Origin of the sequence: Pseudomonas mosselii (assembly GCF_005796105.1) — a bacterium.
Classification (GTDB): Bacteria; Pseudomonadota; Gammaproteobacteria; order Pseudomonadales; family Pseudomonadaceae; genus Aquipseudomonas; species Aquipseudomonas mosselii_C.
Genome location: NZ_VAUO01000001.1, coordinates 881,257 through 898,015 on the forward strand (window position 1 = coordinate 881,257; position 16,759 = coordinate 898,015).

Here is a 16,759-nt window from a genome sequence, read left to right on the forward strand (position 1 = left end):
TGATGGCACCTTGCTGAGCGGGCCACGGCCCAAGTGAGACAGAGGCCCTGCCCGAGCAGGGCCTTTGACTTTTCCAGCGCAAGGGAGTTTGACCGATGACACGTGCCTTCCTGCTTGCAGCCCTGCTCGCCTCACCCATGGCCTTTGCCGTGGGGACCGGCACCACCTACCCCGACGACCCGCACAACCCGGCGCCCCAGCCGGGGGTCGACAGCACCCTGAACCCCATCGAGAAACCCGTGCCCAGGGACACCGACCCACGCATCAAGGGCAACGACCCGGAAAGCCCACCGGCCAAACACAACGATGACCGTGACCTCCCAGGCATGGATGGCGGCAGTGGCTCGGAAGGCATGGGGCGTGACGGCGGCAGTACCGGCAAGCCGTGAAGCCGGTCAGGCCCTTCAGATCACGCTCACCACTGCCGCTTGTCGGGCCGCGTGAGGCCCAGCTTTTCGATCTTGTAGCGCAGCATATCCCGCGACAGTCCAAGCAACCGGGCTGACTTGGTGACATTCCAGTCGGTCCGGTCGAGGGTGCGGCAGACCATGTCGCGTTCCATGTCCGGCAAACTGGCACTGGCGTCGACCTCGCGGTGCGGGGCCTCGAAGGCCAGCACGGCGGCCGGCTGGGCCGGTACGTCATCGACCAACGTCAGGCACAGGTTCAACTGGTGCGCACCGATCACCTCCGAGGGTGCCAGTAAAACGGTTTGCTCCAGCATGTTGCGCAACTCGCGTACGTTGCCAGGCCAGCTGTAGTTGAGCATCAACGCCTCGGCTTCGGCCGAAAAGCGCAGGTTCGGCTTGCCGTAGCGACGCCCATGGTGGGCCAGGAAATGCCGGGCCAGGCGCAGGATATCCTGACCCCGCGCGTGCAGGCGCGGCACCTTCAGGGCGATGATGCGCAGGCGGAAGAACAAATCGCGGCGAAACTTGCCCTGCTGCACCATCTGTTCGAGGTTGCAGTTGGTGGCGCTGATCACCCGCAGGTCGACCTTGCGCTCCTTCACCGCGCCGATCCGGCGGATACTGCGATCCTCCAGCAGCTTCAGCAGCTTGGCCTGTAGCACCAGGTCCATTTCACCGATCTCATCGAGGAACAGCGTGCCGCCGTCAGCGGCTTCCACCAGGCCCACCCGGCGCTCCTTGGCATCAGTGAAGGCGCCCTTCTCATGCCCGAATAACTCGGCCTCCAACAGGTTGGCCGGAATCGAGGCGCAGTTGAACTCGATGAACGGCCCCTTGGCCCGACTACCGTCGAAATGCAGTGCTCGCGCCACCAGTTCCTTGCCGGTACCGGTTTCGCCTTCCACCAGCACCGGGGGTAGATCGCCGCTGGCCATGCGCCGCTCGGCTTCCAGCACCTGGCGCAAGGTGTGCTTGAGTTCAAGCATCGCCGGGGACTCGCCGATCAAGGCTTGCAACCCGGACTTCTGCGCCTCGCGCTCCTGATAGAACGACAAGGTACGCTCCAGGCGCTCGGCGGCCAGGGCCTTGTCCAGCATCAGCTTGAGTTCAGCCAACACCACCGGTTTGGTGAGGTAATGGAAAGCGCCCTCTTTCATGGCCAGCACCGCGTCCTCGACGTTGCCATAGCCGGTCATCATGATCACCTTGAGCTCCGGCGCCTGCGTCATCAGGGCGCGGAGCAAGTCGTGGCCGCTCATGCCCGGCAGAGAGTTGTCGGTCAACACCGCGTCAGGCAAGGCCCGCGCGACGTGCTCTAAGGCCAGCTCTGCACTGTGACACACGGCGACCTCGAAGCCTTTCAGCTTGAGGTAGGTACTGATGTTCTCGGCAAGGATTTCATCATCCTCGACCACCAGGATGCTGTGCTCCATGGTCCCCTCCCACTGCGATATTGAAGATCAGGCTGACACGGGTTCCTTCCTCTTCGCGGCTGCTCAGTTCGACCGAGCCGCCAAAACGTTCCATGATGCGCTTGACCAGGGCCAGGCCAACGCCTAGCCCGCCCTGCTTGGTGGTGTAGAACGGCTTGAATACCATGCGCCGCTGCTGCTCGCTCATGCCTTTGCCGGTGTCACTGATCGACAGCATCACCTGGCCACCCTCCAGCCGTTGCACCTCGGCGCGCAATTCGCCGCCCTGGGGCATGGCCTCCAAAGCATTGGCGAACAGGCTATTGAGTATCTGGGTGAGTTGCAGTGGCTGGCTGGCCACGCGCAGCTCGGCAGCCCCGCACAAGACGAAGCGCACCGCATTGCGTTCGATCTGGGGGGCGAAGGTCTGGCGTGTATCCTCGATGGCCGCCACCAGCTCCACGGCCTCGGGCTCATCACTGGTCGGGCGCAACGACACCAACAGGTCGCGTACCCAGCGTGACATGCGGTCGACCTGGGTGATGATATCGCTGATATTTTTCTGCGCAGCCGGGTTGGCGATTTCCTGGGCCAGCTCGGCACTGGAGCGGATCGTGGCCAGCGGGTTGCGCAAACTGTGGGCCACCGCCGAGGACATCTCGCCCAGGGCGACGTAGGTTTCGCTGGCGATCAGCCGCTCCTGCTGATGGTGCATCAAGCTGGCAGCGCGGCGCACGATCCAGAACAGACCGAAATACACCAGCGCCCCGCCCAGCAGGGTCGAAACCCAAATCAGCACATAGCCACGCTGAATGCGTCGCACCAGGTCCTGGGGTTCCTTGTAGATCTCGATCATGGCCAGCACATGCTCGCCCTGGCTGTCGAACAACGGAATGTAGTTCTCGATGAACAGGTGGCGCGGCTCGCGCTGAAACTTCTGTTCTTCCCGGTCATCGTGCGCTTTGTGGTAGCTGGCCGACACGGACTTGCGCGAACGGAAGGCGTGCTCCAGGTCGCTGTCGCGACCGATGTGCTTGCCGATCAGGTGCGGATTGGTCGACCAGATCACCTTGCGATCACGGGCGTAGGCGTTGGCCAGCAACGTGTCGGGCAGGTGCTCGATATGGTCGAGGAACTCCAGGCGAGTCGATTGGGCGAGCGCTGCGGAGAACTGCAGATGGCCATGGTCCAAGCGTGGATCAAGCAACTCGCCCATAGTAGTGCCTGGCGGCAGTTGCGAGTGACGCACCTCGGCCAGGGCCATGGCCTGGATGAAGCGTGCAGTGAGCACCGCATCGCGCTCGACGCTGTCGCGCACCACGAAACGGGTCGATACGTAACCCAACCCGCCAGCCACCGAGGCGATAATCAGCAGGCTGACCAGCGAGAACCAGCGCAGCAAGTTGAATTCGCGCAAGGGCGCAGCCAATCCCGCGGGGGTAGGCTGCACCGCACCATGGGCGTCGTGCTCAAATGTCTGCATGGCGTCGAATCCACCTGTCAGCGAGGTGAAGGGGCATCCCATGGCGGCGCCCTACGGCAGTGGATAACCACATATCGCCGCGATCCCCGCCAGGATCTGCTTGATGAGGTAGCAAAAAGCTAGCCAGTATCCATTGAAAATATTTTGTATTTAATAACAAAAACTTAAATACTTTATGCAGTCTAGATTCTAGATATACCCCCAATGTTGGGTACTATTTCCCCAAAAATTTAAAACTAATAAAATCAAATATTTACATTTTTTATAATGCAAAGAATCAAGAGTTGGCTACGCGAAAACTCAGCGATACGCGAGTCCCACCGCCCTGGCGGCTACTCAATCGCACCGAACCACCGAAGCGCTCCATGATGCGCTTGACCAGCATCAGCCCCACTCCCAGCCCGCCTTGCTTGGTGCTGAAAAACGGCCTGAAGGCCATGCGCTGCTGCTGCTCGCTCATGCCCTTGCCTGTGTCGGCAAAACGCAACACCAGGTACCGCCGGTCGTGGCGCACACACTCGATGTGCAATTGCCCACCCTGCTCCATCGATTCCAGCGCATTGGCAATCAAACTGCTGAAAATCTGCCCCAGCAGCGCCGGCTGCCCCAACACCCGCACAGACCCGATCGTGGGCACCCGCACCTGCACCCCGGCGCGACGCAGCAGCCCGTCGCAGGCTTGCAGGCTTTCATTCAGGACCTGAGCCAGGTTCACAGCCACCGCCTCGTCATTGAGCGGACGCAACGACTGAAGCAGCTCGCGCACCCACTGCGACATGCGGTCGACCTGGCTGATGATGTCGTTGACGTGCCGCTGTGCGGGCCCCTCGTCGAAGGCCTGCGCCAGCTCGGCGCTTGAGCGGATACTGGCCAATGGATTGCGCAAACTATGGGCCACCGCCGAGGACACCTCCCCCAACGCAACGAAGGTTTCATTACCGATCAGGCGCTTCTGCTGCACGGCCACCAGCCGCGCAGCGCGACGCATGATGCCGTAGAGCCCGACGTACACCAGCCCCGCCCCTACGGCGATAGCCAGCCAGATCAGCATCAGGCCATGTTCGATGCGCACAATCAGGTCGTGCGGTTCCTTGTAGATCTCGACCATCGCGGTAACCGTCTCGCCACCGGCGTCGAACAGCGGGATGTAGTTCTCGATGAACAGTTGCTCAGGTGGGGTGACGAACTCCTGCTCGCTACGCGCGCGCTCGGCATTGTGGTAGCTGGCCGACACGCGCATCTTGTACTCGAAAGCCCGGCTCAGGTCGTCGTCACCCTCGATCAGCTTGCCGATCAAGGCCGGGTTACTCGACCAGATCACTGTGCGGTCAGGGGCATAGATATTCGCCAGCAGTATGTCCGGCAGGTGGGCGATATGGTCGAGAAACTCACCTCTGGCGTTACGCCGGGCGGCCGGGTCAACATCAGGCATGGCCCGGTCGGTCCGCGGGTCGAGCAACTCGCCCATGGTGCGCACGTTGGGAATCGAGACATGGCGCACTTCAGCGTCGGCAATGGCGGTGATGAACTGCGCAGTCAGCAAGGCGTCACGCTCGACGCTTTCGTTGATGATGAAGCGGCTGGAGATAAGCCCCAGCCCCGCCGCCACCGATAGGATGATCGCAAGGCTCACCCAGGCGTACCAGCGCAGCAAGTTGAACGGTTTGCGCACGGCCCCCGCCTCAGCGCTGGGCGCAGTTGAATCAGGGCGATGGACGAGGTCCATGACGGGCTCCGCAACTGGGCACGATTCATTGGTTATAGCCCAGAGTTGGGGAATCAGGGTCAAGGCTCGGCCAGCCCCTGCAGCAATCGATAGTCGCGCAGCACTGCGGGAACGTAGCGACGGGTCTCGGCGAATGGCGGCACCACCCGGCCCCGGCTCAGCACCGCCTCGGGCCCGGCGTTGTAGGCCGCCACCGCCAGGGTGATGTCATTGTCGAACAGGGTCAGCATACGCTTGAGGTAACGTGCCCCGCCGTGCACGTTGGACTCAGGGTCGAGCACATCCTTGACCCCCATGGCTTTGGCCGTGTCCGGCATCAACTGCATCAGCCCCAGCGCCCCCTTGGGCGAGCGGGCCTTGGGGTTGTAACCCGACTCAGCCTTGATCAGCGCATGCAGCAAGGCCTGCGGCACGTCGTTGGCCAGTGCAGCGGCGGCCACCAGTTCGGCGTAGGGGCGGCCAGTGATCCACTGTGCATTCACCGGCCCACTGCCACCGGGCACCTCGCTGACCACCCGCTCGTACTGGCGCCCCGGGCGATGGACGTTGGACAGAATCAAGCCGCCCTTGCCATCGCTGGAAATGTACACATCAGCCTCGGCGCCCAAGGCCATCAGCCCGGCCGCCACCCCTGTCGCTATCAGCATCAGCCCACGCATGCCGGTCGCCTCCCATTCATGGCCCCCCGAAGTGGGGGGATATGCCCCGGAAAATCCGGGTGCAAGGCTCTGACGCAAGCAGCGTGCCGAGCACACGCTGCGCTGCACAGCCCATGGCGCAAGGCCGCGACGCAGCCGTGCACGCCTGTTGCATGGACGCTGTGCACACGCAACGGAGGATTTCACCATGCAGCGCAGAATCCATGCCCAACGCGGTTTCACCCTGCTCGAACTGCTGGTGGTGCTGGTGGTGCTGGGCCTGTTGGCCGGCATCGTCGCACCCAAGTACTTCAGCCAGCTCGGGCGCTCGGAAGCCAAGGTGGCGCGGGCGCAGATCGAGGGCCTGGGCAAGGCCCTAGACCTGTATCGCCTGGAAGTCGGCCACTACCCCAGCAGCGAGCAGGGCTTACAGGCGTTGGTGGTGGCGCCCAATGGCGAGGCGCGTTGGTCGGGTCCGTACCTGCAAAAGGCGGTACCGCAAGATCCGTGGGGACGTCCCTACCTTTACCGCCAGCCTGGCGAAAACGGCGCTGAATACGACCTGTTGTCGATGGGCAAGGATGGTCAGCCCGGCGGCGACGGCGAGAACGCCGAAATCACCAGTTGGCAATGAGGGGCAAAGCGATGCGCTACGAACTCAAAGCCTTGGGTCGCCAGGGCGTGGTGCAGTTGCACATTGACGCCGAGGACAGCGACCAAGCGCGGCGCCAAGCCGAAGACCAAGGTTTGCGCGTGCTGAGCGTGCGTGCGCCGGGCCATGGTCTCGGGCGCCTTGCCTGGCGCCGCGCCCCGGCGTTCGACCTGGTGCTGTTCAGCCAGGAACTGACCACCCTACTCAATGCCGGCCTGCCACTGATCGACGCGCTGGAAAGCCTCGCCGAGAAAGCGCCCAGCGGCACGCCGCGCAAGACCCTCGAAGCGCTGGTGCGCCAGTTGTACGAAGGCAGGTCGTTGTCGCTGGCCTTGGCACAGCAGCCGCGGGTGTTCCCAACGCTCTATGTGGCCCTGGTGCAATCCAGCGAACGCACCGGCGCGCTGGGTGAAGCGCTGACGCGCTACATCGGCTATCGCCAGCGCCTGGATCTGGTGCGCCAGAAACTGGTCGGGGCCTCGGTCTATCCATTGCTGCTGTTACTCGTCGGCGGTGGCGTGGTGATGTTCCTGCTCGGGTATGTCGTGCCGCGCTTCAGCCTGGTGTTCGAGGGTATGGGCACGCAGTTGCCGTGGCTGTCGCGGGTCTTGATGCAGATTGGGCTGTTCCTGCATGCCCAGCAGCTGCCTTTGGCCCTGGGCACGGCAGGCGGCGTGGCGTGGCTACTGGCCCTGCGCCGCCAGCCGGCGGTGCGCCGCTGGGCCAGCCGACAGTTGCGCCGCGTGCCGGCGCTGCACCAGCGTCTGATGATGTATGAACTGGCGCGCTTCTACCGCTCGCTAGGGATCCTGCTGCAAGGCGGTATCCCCATCCTCACCGCCCTGGGAATGGCGCGCGGGCTACTGGGCAACGCCGCTGGCGAGGGCCTGGAGCACGCCAGCCGGCGGGTCGCCGAGGGCCTGGCGTTATCGGATGCGCTGGAAGCCGGGCAATTGGTCACGCCGGTCTCGTTGCGCCTGCTGCGCGCCGGCGAACAGTCCGGCAACCTCGGCGAGATGCTCGAACGCTGCGCGGACTTCCATGACCAGGAGATCGGCCGTTGGGTGGAGTGGTTCGTCAAGCTGTTCGAGCCGCTGCTGATGACGTTCATCGGCCTGCTGATCGGCCTGATCGTCATCCTGATGTACATGCCGATCTTCGAACTGGCCTCGAGCATCCACTGATCGAGGTGCCGGCACCGCTTCAGTAGTCGAACTGCTCTACCGCGCGGCGCCGCTCATTGTCGTCGCGCCGGTCATAGGCCGCGGTGGTCTGGATATTGGCATGGTGCGCCAGCTTCTGGGCAATCGAAAGGTCGTGCTCCTCGATGACCCGAGTGATGAACGCCCGACGGAAATCATGCGGCATGATCTTAGCCCCCACCTGCGCCCCGCGCTGGCGTGCGATGTAGTAGATGGCATGCTTGGTGATGCGTGCGCGGGTAATATGGCTGCCCCGCCGAATGCGGTTGAACAGGAAGCTGTCATCGCGCTCACCAGCCGGCAAATGCTGGCGGCGCAGGTCGAGCCAGGCCTGTAGCTTGTCGAAGGCCCAAGGCGGGGCATACTTGAGCAACTGGCGGTTGCCCTTGCCCATCACTACCACGCTGCGTTGCTCGAAGTCGACCTGGGCCAAGTCCACGTCCACCGACTCGGACTTGCGCATCCCGGTGCCGTAAAGCAATGCCAGGATCGCCGCATCACGCACCCCCTGAGGACGCGGGTCAGCCGCGCACACCTCCATCAACTCGCGAATCAGGCTACGCCGAAGGTTGCGCCCGGGCGGCAGGCGGCTGCCACTGGCCGGTTTGACCTCACGAATCCTGAGCAGCTGCGCATGCTCGATCAGCCCCTGGCGCCAGGCCTCGTTCATCACCCCGCGCACGGCATTCACGTACAGCGACGAGGTATTGGGGGCATAGCCGTCGGCTCGCAACGCGGCGACCAACGCCACCACATGCCCAGGTTCCAGGTGATGCCAGGGCACCTCAGCGATGTCGGCGTCGACGAAGCCCAGGCGGTCGGCGGCATCCTGCAGGATATAGCGCATGGTCAGCTGGCTCGATGGCGCCAGGCGGGCCAGGTACTGCAACAGCGGGTTGCGCAGAAGATCGGTCAAAACGGCAATCCTGTTACGAAAATCACGTGCTATCACCTTGACATACAAGGCTTTTCATTAATGAAAGCGACGACGATGGTAACCCAATCCGACGCCTTTGATCGAACCTCGGCGCCGGGCCACGCTGCTCGCAGGCAAGTCCCGCGCGTGGCGCACATGGTCTAAAGTTGCTCGCAATACCCCTGCCAGCGAGGCAGCATGGCCTTCCACCGCCTTACCCGCACCCATCCGCGCCTGAGTATCGCCACGCTGGCCGGCCTCGTCGGCGCCTGGCTGATACCCGCAGCCGACACCGTGCAGCATATCCTTGCCGGTTGGAACCTGGGGGTATGGCTGTACCTGGCCATGGTCCTGTGGCTGAGCCTGCGCGCCGATGCCCAGCGGGTGCGCCGGGTTGCCTGCGTCGAAGACGAAAACGCAGCGCTGGTGCTGGTCACCGTGAGTGTCGCGGCCATTGCCAGCCTGGCAGCGGTCACCCTGCAACTGGTCTCCAGTCGGGGGCTTTCCGGCAGTGCCCTGGCCCTGCACTACCTGTATACCGGCCTCACCGTGGCCGGCTCCTGGTTGCTGATCGGCAGCATCTTCAGCCTGCACTACGCGCGGCTGTTCTACACCGGCAGCGACCGCGAGCCGTTGCTGCGCTTCGCAGACGGCGAGCGCAACCCCGATTACTGGGACTTCCACTACGTCTCGTTCACCATCAGCGTCGCGGTACAAACCTCCGACGTCGGTATCGGCGGGCGCGCCATGCGTCGGGTAGTGCTGGCGCACTCGCTGGTGGGTTTCGTGTTCAACACCGCGATTCTGGGCTTCACGATCAACATCGCCGCTGGCCTGCTGGGTTGACCGCCGGTCCGAAAGCGGCCCAAGCCCGCCGGTCAAGGCTGCGCAGCGAAAACGTTTGCCCAGTGCATCAGCGGCCCACGCCCGGATATCGGGGCTGTGACCAACGTCATGCCTTGGCACATTTGTCATATTTTTCCCGGATCGTGCGTCACACCGGTGCTATGGTTAGTTTCCTGAGGCAAGGCTCAAGCAAGACGAATCACCGCGTTCAGAACCCACGAACAAGGAGGCTGGCATGAACAAGATGACATTCCCCAACGCCTGCCAGGTGATGCGCTGGCACTTCCATCCCCTGGGCTTCGAAGCCAGCATGGACGCCCCGCGCAGCATGGTGGCGCGGCTGTTCGACCGAGCCACCGGGCAAACGCTTTTGGCAATCGCCGGGATCCCCTGCGCCGCGATAATGGCCGCCAGCGATGTGGAGCGGATCATCGAAGCCGTGGAAGCCGAGCTGGACACCTTCGACCTGGTGCCCTGCCCCCTGCCAGCGGTGGGCTGACTAGCTCACCTGCGCGTACCGCGCACCGAGCCCGGCGAGAAAGCGGTCTGCCGGCATGGGCTGGCCGAGCAGATAGCCTTGCAGTGAATCGCAACCCAGCTGAGTGAGGAAATCCTGCTGGCGGTCGGTCTCCACACCTTCGGCGACGATTCGCAACCCAAGCGCCTGGCCCAAGGCGACGATGGCCGAGACGATCGCCGCATCGTCGCTGCCCTGTTCGAGGTCGCGCACGAACCCGCGATCGATCTTCAACTCATTGGCAGGCAGGCGCTTGAGGTACATCAGGCTTGAGTAACCTGTGCCGAAATCATCGATGGACAGGTCCACCCCCATGTCCGACAAGCGTTGCAGCACTGTCAGGCTGGCGTCGGCATCGCGCATGGCGGTGGTCTCGGTGATCTCCAAGGTCAACCGGTTGGCCGGCAGGCCGTTCAGGTTCAGGCAACGCGCCACCGTGTCGACGAGCCCGGCGTGGCAGAACTGGACCGCCGACAAGTTCACCGCGACGCGCCAGTTCGCGTGCCCCTGATCCATCCACACGCGCATCTGCCGACAGGCCTCGTTCAGCACCCACTCGCCGATTGGGATGATCAGCCCGGTCTTTTCGGCAAGGCCGACGAAGCGGTCGGGGAGCATCAGGCCAAGCTGCGGATGCTCCCAACGCAACAGCGCTTCGGCTCCAATCGGTTGGCGTTCGACGGCGTCGAACTTGGGCTGATAGTGCAGACGTAACTGGCCCTGCTCCAGCGCCACGCGCAAGTCCTGCAGCAATTGCAGTTGCTGACGGGCATTGCTGTTCATCGACGCGTCGAAGAAGCTGTAGCCGTTCTTACCAGCGCTCTTGGCGTGGTACATGGCCGCATCAGCGTTGCGCAGCAACTCCTGTTGGTCGACGCCATTGCCGGGGTACAGCACGATGCCGACACTCGCCGACAGTTGCAGGTCATGTTCGGCCACCCGATAAGGCCGGGCCACCAGGTTGACCTGCTTGACGGCCACGCCCATGGCGTCGTCCGGTTCCTGCAATTCAACCAACAGCACGAACTCGTCGCCTCCGATGCGCGCCAGGGTGTCCTGGCTGTGCAGGTGGCCACGCAAGCGCGCCGCCACCGCCTTGAGCAACTGATCGCCGACATGGTGGCCGAAGGCATCGTTGACTGGTTTGAAACCATCCAGGTCGATGAACATCAAGGCAAAGCAGCCACCCTGTTCGGCCACCCGGCCCATGGCCTGGTCGATGCGATCAGCCAGCAGCGTGCGATTGGGCAGCCCGGTGAGGGTGTCGTGCAAGGCAAGCTGGGTGAGTTCCTGGTTAGCCTGGGTGAGCGAGCGCGCAAGCTCGGCAGTGCGAACCTCCAGGCGTGCATCCAGCACCGAGGTCACCAGTGCCACGGCAAGCACCGCAAGGGTGGTGATCAGCACCAGGTAGACTAGGCCGTCGCCCGCGAGCCCATCGGGCAGTGCACCGCAAAAACTGCCCTCGGGGAAATTCGCCGCCGCCATGCCGGTGTAGTGCATTCCGACGATGGCGATGCCCATCACCACCCCTGCCAGCCCCCGGATCTGACGGACGTAGGGCGTGTGCTGACGGAGGCGGAAGGCGATCCACAGGGCCGCCGCCGAAGCACCCACAGCGATGGCCAACGAGGCCGCGAACAGGCTGGGGTCGTAGTCGATGCCCGGCTGCATGTGCAACGCCGCCATGCCGGTGTAGTGCATGCAGGCGATGCCACTGCCCATCACCAATGCCCCAAGGGTCAATTGCAGCCACGGTAGCTTCGGCTGACTCACCAGCCACAGCGCGAATCCCGAGGAAAGCACCGCAATCAGCAGCGACAGTGCCGTCAACGCGGCGTCATAAGCCAAGCTGATCGGCAGACTGAACGCGAGCATGCCGATGAAGTGCATGGACCACACGCCAATGCCCATGGCCAGCGCTCCCCCGGCCATCCACAGATGCACCGCACGGCCCTTGGCCGTGGCGATACGCCCGGTCAGATCAAGTGCAGTGTAGGAAGCGAGAATAGCCACGCACAGAGAGATCAACACCAGCGAGGAGGAGTAGCTACCGGTCAGCATGCGCACACCCAGGAACAGGCCAGGGAAAGGCCCGAAAAAGCCGATGATTGTACTCAAGCTTTAACCAAACGCACGGAGTTTTCACACCTTGCAATGGATCTGGAAGCGGCATGAAACGGGGGGTTCCCCCTGGCGCGCAGCCATGCTGGCACCGAATAATGGCACTTCACCTGTCTACGCGCGGAAAATCTTTGATCGGCGTGGATCATGCGTCCGACGACTGGTCAGTCGAGATCGACAGCACGCAACGCAAAACGTCACGCGCTGACGCTCGTTAGCGATCCTCTTGCTGCTGGCGCTGCCAACGTTCGAGGTTGTGCGCGACCAATTGCTCAGGCAACGCACCGGCCGTCAGCGCCTCGATCTGGCGCGCCAGTTGCTCACGCAACTGCGGCATATTGCAGGCCGATTTACGCGACAGCGCCATGTACAAGCCTTCGCTGGATATCGGCGGCTCCAGCACCTGCAACTGCTGCGCTTTACCCAAGGTGCGAGCCAGGGCCAGCCCGGGGTAATGCTCGAAGATCACGTAGTCACTGCGCTTGCGCAGCAGTTTTTCAAAAGCCTGGGTGGCGCTGGGCACCGCTTCGAGGGACAAGTGCGCGCGGGCATAATCGTCGAATGCCTGGCCATGGCTATTGTTGACCAAGGTTCCGCCCCGCAGCCCTTGCAGGTCAGCCCAATCGCTGTAGTGCAATCCCTCGCCCTGACGCACCCAGACCACACTGGCGTTGTACAGGAACGCGGGACTGATGAAGTCCATCAGTTGTTCGCGCGCCTGAGTGCGAAAGTAACCCGCCATCATGTCGATACGACCACTGGCGACTTCTTCCTGGGCCCGTGACCAGGGCCCCACGTACAACACGTCCACCTCCAGGCCTAGCGCCTTGGCCGCCTGTTTGAGCAGGTCGGCATTGGCACCGATTAAGTGCCGGGGGTTTTGCGGGTCGCGCCAGAGGTACGGCGGGTACTCAGGATTGCCCGTGGCGGTCAAGTGCTGACACTCCTGCTGGGCGCAGGCCGTTGCCGATAAACAGCTCATGACGAGGAACAACCACACCGATTGGCACACACTCCGTGCACTCATTGCGATCCTCGCACTCCCGATTGATTGCTATACGAATCGGGCGCGCTAAGGTCTTGAACGACCGGCTGGCCCTTATACCTTTGAACAGTGTGCACCAGAAATGACCATTCGCCACGCATTCATTTGAATGGTTGCCATACGGCGTTGTCGGGTGATCTGTCTCTGCACAGTGCTCTTTTACCGAATCGCTTGGGTGTTACACCATGGCAAGGCTATGGCGTGACGGCGCGGCGCAGGTTGCGCCTCTAAAGCTGGGCCATGCGCGCCACACGCGCTGGGGTCAGGCGCAGCACCCGGTCACGCCCGCCTTCGGCGAGTAAATAGCCACCCTTGCCATCGGGCACGATGGACTGTGGAGCCTTGAGGAAGCTCAGGACCGTGTGGCGTGAACCGTCGCCATCAATACGCAGCAAACGCGCACGGTGCGTGGAATCTTCGCTGATCCACAGCCCACGTTGGTCGCAGAGCAGGAACGTAGGGTTCTTCAGCCCCTCGACCACCACCGGGTCATGCCCGCCCGTGGTCAGTGCGCGGATCTTGCCTGCGGCCTTCTCGGTGTACAGCAGGCGTCCGTCGCTGCAGCGGGTCAGGCCTTCGCTTTCGCTCAGCCCCGAACGCAGCACATCGAGCTGGCCCGTGCGCCAGTCATAGCGCATCAAACGACCGTCACCCTTGCGATCCTCGATGGCGTACAGGTAGTCGCCCTCATTGAACAGGCCCTGCACGTTGTTGCCGAGGAACAGCGACCGCACCTGGCCATTGCGCGAAACGCTGACCGGTGCCTGATTCACCTCCTGACTGAACGCCCAGCCGCCGTCGACCGCGACCATGCCGTCGGGCTTGGACAGACCGTCGATCAGCACTACCCGGTCACCTTCGGGTGTAATGCGCACGATACTGCCCAACCCAGCGCTGAGCTCTCGGCTGACCAGCAGGCTGCCATCGGCCTGTGGCAGCAGCGAAGCGGCTTTGGCCAACGAATCGTGCAACACGCTCACCTGCCAACCGTCGGCCGCCTGCACCGGATAGAACGTTTGCCAGGCAAAGAATCCCAACGCGCTGGCGAGCACTCCGGCAGCGCTGGCCAGAGCCAGTTTGACACCGCGCTTGCGCAAGACCTTGATCATCGATTCGATTTCCCCGAAAAAGTCGCGGCGATGCTAGCAAGGGTATGTGAAAAAAATGTCATGCGCGTCCAGTCGCGGCTCATTGTGAAAATAAAAGGATATAAAAATAACAAAACATTCTAACTTTAAGTAATAAAAAAATTGAAAGTCATCCCACTTCCTTTTTAGGCTGCAAGCACGTCCTTTGCCCATCCCAAGGAGTTTCATCGTGCCTGCCCGTCCTTTCTCCGCTCTACGCCGATTGCTGCTCGGCGGCCTTCTGGCGAGCCTCGCCAGCGCCCTGTTGCCTGGGTCCTTCGCGGTCGCCTCAGATGCCAAGACGCTGCGCATCGGCTACCAGAAATTCAACAGCATCAACATCCTCAAGGGCAGCGGCGCCCTGGAAAAGGCCCTCGCCCCGCAAGGGGTGACAGTCAGTTGGCACGAGTTCGCCGCCGGTCCGCAATTGCTTGAGGCCCTGAGCACCGGTGCCATCGACCTGGGTCATGCGGCCGACGCGCCCTCGGTATTCGCCCAGGCCGCCGGCAAGCCGGTGGTATACCTGGCCGCCGAGCAGCCCTACCCACGCGGTATCGGCTTGGTGGTGCGCGAGCAGGACCACATCGCCAAGGTCGAAGACCTCAAGGGCAAGCGCGTGGCCACCGGCCGCGGCTGGAATGCTCAGTACCTGCTGGCCGTGGCCCTGGAGCAGGCCGGCCTGAGCTACCAGGACATTACCCCCGCCTACGTCAATAATGCCGCCGACGCCGTCGCTGCCCTACAGTCGGGCAGCGTGCAGGCGGTCACCTTATGGGATCCGTTCCTTGCCGCCGCCGAAAGCCAGCCGGGGCTGAAGAACCTGCGCGACGGCAGCGGTTTGTCCAACAACCGTACCTTCTACCTGTCCACCGCCACCTTCGCCGACCAGCATCGCGACCTGCTCAAGACCTTCTTCACCGAGCTGGCCAAGGTCAGCCAGTGGGCCAACGCCAAGCCCAGCGAAGTGGCTGCCCTGCTGGCGCCGCAACTGGGCATCAATGCCAACGTGCTGGAGGTGGCCAGCGAACGGCGCAACTACAACGCCGTGGCGATCACCCCGCAGATCGTCGCCGAACAGCAGAAACTGGCCGATACCTTCCAGGGCCTGGGACTGATTCCGCGCAAGCTGAACGTGGCCGAAGCGGTATACCCGACTGCCGTGCTGCCTTGATAGGACCCCGACAATGCCTCGCCCAATTCGCTTCAATGCCTTCAGCATGAACGCTGCCAGCCACCAGTCCCCAGGCTTGTGGCGCCACCCGCGCAATACCAGCGTGTCCTTCAACCGCCTGGAATACTGGACCGACCTTGCGCGCCTGCTGGAGCGCGGGCTGTTCGATGCGCTGTTCATCGCCGATGTGCTGGGTATCTACGACGTCTACCAGGGCAGCTCCGAGGCGGCCTTGCGCGGCGGCGTGCAGGTGCCGGTGAACGACCCGCTGCTGGTGGTCCCGGCGATGGCCGGCGTAACACGCCACTTGGGGTTCGGCGTTACCTTCTCGCTGACCTACGAACACCCCTACCCGTTCGCACGACGTATGTCGACGCTCGACCACCTGAGCAACGGGCGGGTCGGCTGGAACATCGTCACTGGCTACCTCGACAGCGCCGCGCGCAACCTGGGCCTGGCTCGCCAGTTGGGCCATGACCAGCGCTATGACCTGGCCGAAGAGTACTTGCAAGTGCTGTACAAGCTCTGGGAACGCAGCTGGGACGATGACGCAGTGCTGCTCGAACGCGACACTGGCCGCTACATCGAGCCGTCGCGGGTGCACGCCATCGCGCACCAAGGTGAGCACTTTAAGGTACCCGGCATACACCTGTGCCAGCCCTCACCACAGCGCACTCCGGTGCTGTTCCAGGCCGGCGCCTCGGCTCGCGGCCAGCAATTCGCTGCCCGCCACGCCGAGTGCGTATTCATCAGCGGGCCCACGCCCAGCGTGCTGCGCCGCTACGTCGAGGGGGTACGCCAAGCCAGCACGGCGGCAGGACGCAGCAGCGACCAAGTGCTGATCTACGCCCAGGCGCTGCTGATCGTCGCACCCACCCGTGCCGAGGCACAGGCCCGCTTCGCCGAATATCGCCGCTATGTCGACCTGGACGCCGCCCTGGCCCTGCTCTCGGGCTGGACCGGCATCGACTTCGCCGGGCTAGACCCCGACGAACCTATCGAATATGTCGAAAACGACGCCGGACGCACCGCTTTGGCAGCCTTCACTGCCGCCGACCCGAATCGTCGCTGGACGGTCCGCGAGGCCGCCGAATTCGTCGGCCTGGGCGGACGCGGACCTGTGCTGGTGGGGGATCCCGTCGAAATCGCCGACCAGCTGGAGCAATGGCTCGAGCAAACTGGCATCGACGGTTTCAACCTCACTTACGCCGTACAACCGGACGACCTGACACAGGTGGTCGAGCTGGTGGTCCCCGAGCTGCAACGGCGTGGCCGTTATCCCACCGCCTACCGCGACGGCACCTTGCGTCACAAGCTGTTCGGCCAGGGCGATGGTTTGCCCGAAGCGCATGTCGGGCGCCAGACGCACATTCAGTAATTGAATACGCTGTATTTCAACATTTAATTTGTGGATGCTACGGACAGGCTCTTATGCTGTCCGCACATCCCCTGCACGCACCGGCCGGTGTGGTCCCAGGCATTGGGGAGAGAAC

15 protein-coding genes are annotated in these 16,759 nt (G+C 63.2%); 7 read left to right on the forward strand and 8 right to left on the reverse strand.

Annotated features, from left to right (window positions below):
- Window positions 1–95: 95 nt before the first annotated feature.
- Window positions 96–389: a hypothetical protein gene (locus FEM01_RS03860; RefSeq protein ID WP_138217942.1), complete on the forward strand. Its 294-nt coding sequence runs from the start codon at window positions 96–98 to the stop codon at window positions 387–389.
- Window positions 390–415: 26 nt separating this feature from the next.
- On the opposite strand, the gene FEM01_RS03865 is transcribed toward FEM01_RS03860, so the two are convergent.
- From FEM01_RS03865 to FEM01_RS03880, 4 genes are all read right to left on the reverse strand, one after another.
- The gene (locus tag FEM01_RS03865; protein ID WP_138217943.1) at window positions 416–1,843 is read right to left on the reverse strand and encodes a sigma-54-dependent transcriptional regulator; all 1,428 of its coding nucleotides are present in this window, start codon (window positions 1,841–1,843) and stop codon (window positions 416–418) included.
- On the reverse strand, window positions 1,812–3,305 hold the full coding sequence (locus FEM01_RS03870) for a sensor histidine kinase (protein ID WP_138217944.1): 1,494 nt from the start codon (window positions 3,303–3,305) through the stop codon (window positions 1,812–1,814). Before FEM01_RS03870 ends, FEM01_RS03865 begins: the two co-directional genes overlap by 32 nt.
- Before the next feature lie 277 nt (window positions 3,306–3,582).
- Window positions 3,583–5,031: a sensor histidine kinase gene (locus FEM01_RS03875; protein WP_138217945.1), complete on the reverse strand. Its 1,449-nt coding sequence runs from the start codon at window positions 5,029–5,031 to the stop codon at window positions 3,583–3,585.
- Window positions 5,032–5,090: 59 nt separating this feature from the next.
- Window positions 5,091–5,690 (reverse strand): lytic transglycosylase domain-containing protein, encoded by a 600-nt coding sequence (locus tag FEM01_RS03880; RefSeq protein WP_138217946.1) that lies wholly within the window; start codon window positions 5,688–5,690, stop codon window positions 5,091–5,093.
- A gap of 187 nt (window positions 5,691–5,877) precedes the next feature.
- On the opposite strand from FEM01_RS03880, the gene gspG reads away from it, so the two are divergent.
- Window positions 5,878–6,303, forward strand: a complete 426-nt coding sequence (gene gspG / locus FEM01_RS03885) for a type II secretion system major pseudopilin GspG (RefSeq protein ID WP_138217947.1) — start codon at window positions 5,878–5,880, stop codon at window positions 6,301–6,303.
- Between the two features lie 11 nt (window positions 6,304–6,314).
- Complete coding sequence (locus FEM01_RS03890; protein WP_138217948.1) at window positions 6,315–7,505, forward strand: type II secretion system F family protein; 1,191 nt, start codon at window positions 6,315–6,317, stop codon at window positions 7,503–7,505.
- Between the two features lie 19 nt (window positions 7,506–7,524).
- On the opposite strand, the gene FEM01_RS03895 is transcribed toward FEM01_RS03890, so the two are convergent.
- Complete coding sequence (locus tag FEM01_RS03895) at window positions 7,525–8,439, reverse strand: site-specific integrase (protein WP_138217949.1); 915 nt, start codon at window positions 8,437–8,439, stop codon at window positions 7,525–7,527.
- Between the two features lie 198 nt (window positions 8,440–8,637).
- On the opposite strand from FEM01_RS03895, the gene FEM01_RS03900 reads away from it, so the two are divergent.
- Together FEM01_RS03900 and FEM01_RS03905 are read left to right on the forward strand one after the other, a co-directional pair.
- The gene (locus FEM01_RS03900; RefSeq protein WP_138217950.1) at window positions 8,638–9,285 is read left to right on the forward strand and encodes a DUF1345 domain-containing protein; all 648 of its coding nucleotides are present in this window, start codon (window positions 8,638–8,640) and stop codon (window positions 9,283–9,285) included.
- 235 nt (window positions 9,286–9,520) lie between these two features.
- Window positions 9,521–9,784, forward strand: coding sequence for a DUF1652 domain-containing protein (locus tag FEM01_RS03905; protein ID WP_138217951.1), 264 nt, complete (start codon window positions 9,521–9,523; stop codon window positions 9,782–9,784).
- Here FEM01_RS03905 and FEM01_RS03910 read toward each other — a convergent pair whose 3' ends face one another.
- The 3 genes from FEM01_RS03910 to FEM01_RS03920 all read right to left on the reverse strand — a co-directional run bounded on the left by FEM01_RS03910 (window position 9,785) and on the right by FEM01_RS03920 (window position 14,077).
- Entirely contained in the window at window positions 9,785–11,863 is a 2,079-nt protein-coding gene (locus tag FEM01_RS03910) for a putative bifunctional diguanylate cyclase/phosphodiesterase (protein ID WP_138218173.1), read from the reverse strand.
- A gap of 274 nt (window positions 11,864–12,137) precedes the next feature.
- Window positions 12,138–12,950 (reverse strand): substrate-binding periplasmic protein, encoded by an 813-nt coding sequence (locus FEM01_RS03915; protein ID WP_138217952.1) that lies wholly within the window; start codon window positions 12,948–12,950, stop codon window positions 12,138–12,140.
- 245 nt (window positions 12,951–13,195) lie between these two features.
- Complete coding sequence (locus FEM01_RS03920; protein WP_138217953.1) at window positions 13,196–14,077, reverse strand: hypothetical protein; 882 nt, start codon at window positions 14,075–14,077, stop codon at window positions 13,196–13,198.
- Between the two features lie 208 nt (window positions 14,078–14,285).
- Between FEM01_RS03920 and FEM01_RS03925 the strand changes: the two genes are divergently transcribed.
- Together FEM01_RS03925 and FEM01_RS03930 are read left to right on the forward strand one after the other, a co-directional pair.
- Window positions 14,286–15,266, forward strand: coding sequence for an aliphatic sulfonate ABC transporter substrate-binding protein (locus FEM01_RS03925; RefSeq protein ID WP_138217954.1), 981 nt, complete (start codon window positions 14,286–14,288; stop codon window positions 15,264–15,266).
- A gap of 13 nt (window positions 15,267–15,279) precedes the next feature.
- The gene (locus tag FEM01_RS03930) at window positions 15,280–16,644 is read left to right on the forward strand and encodes an LLM class flavin-dependent oxidoreductase (RefSeq protein ID WP_138217955.1); all 1,365 of its coding nucleotides are present in this window, start codon (window positions 15,280–15,282) and stop codon (window positions 16,642–16,644) included.
- Window positions 16,645–16,759 lie beyond the last annotated feature (115 nt).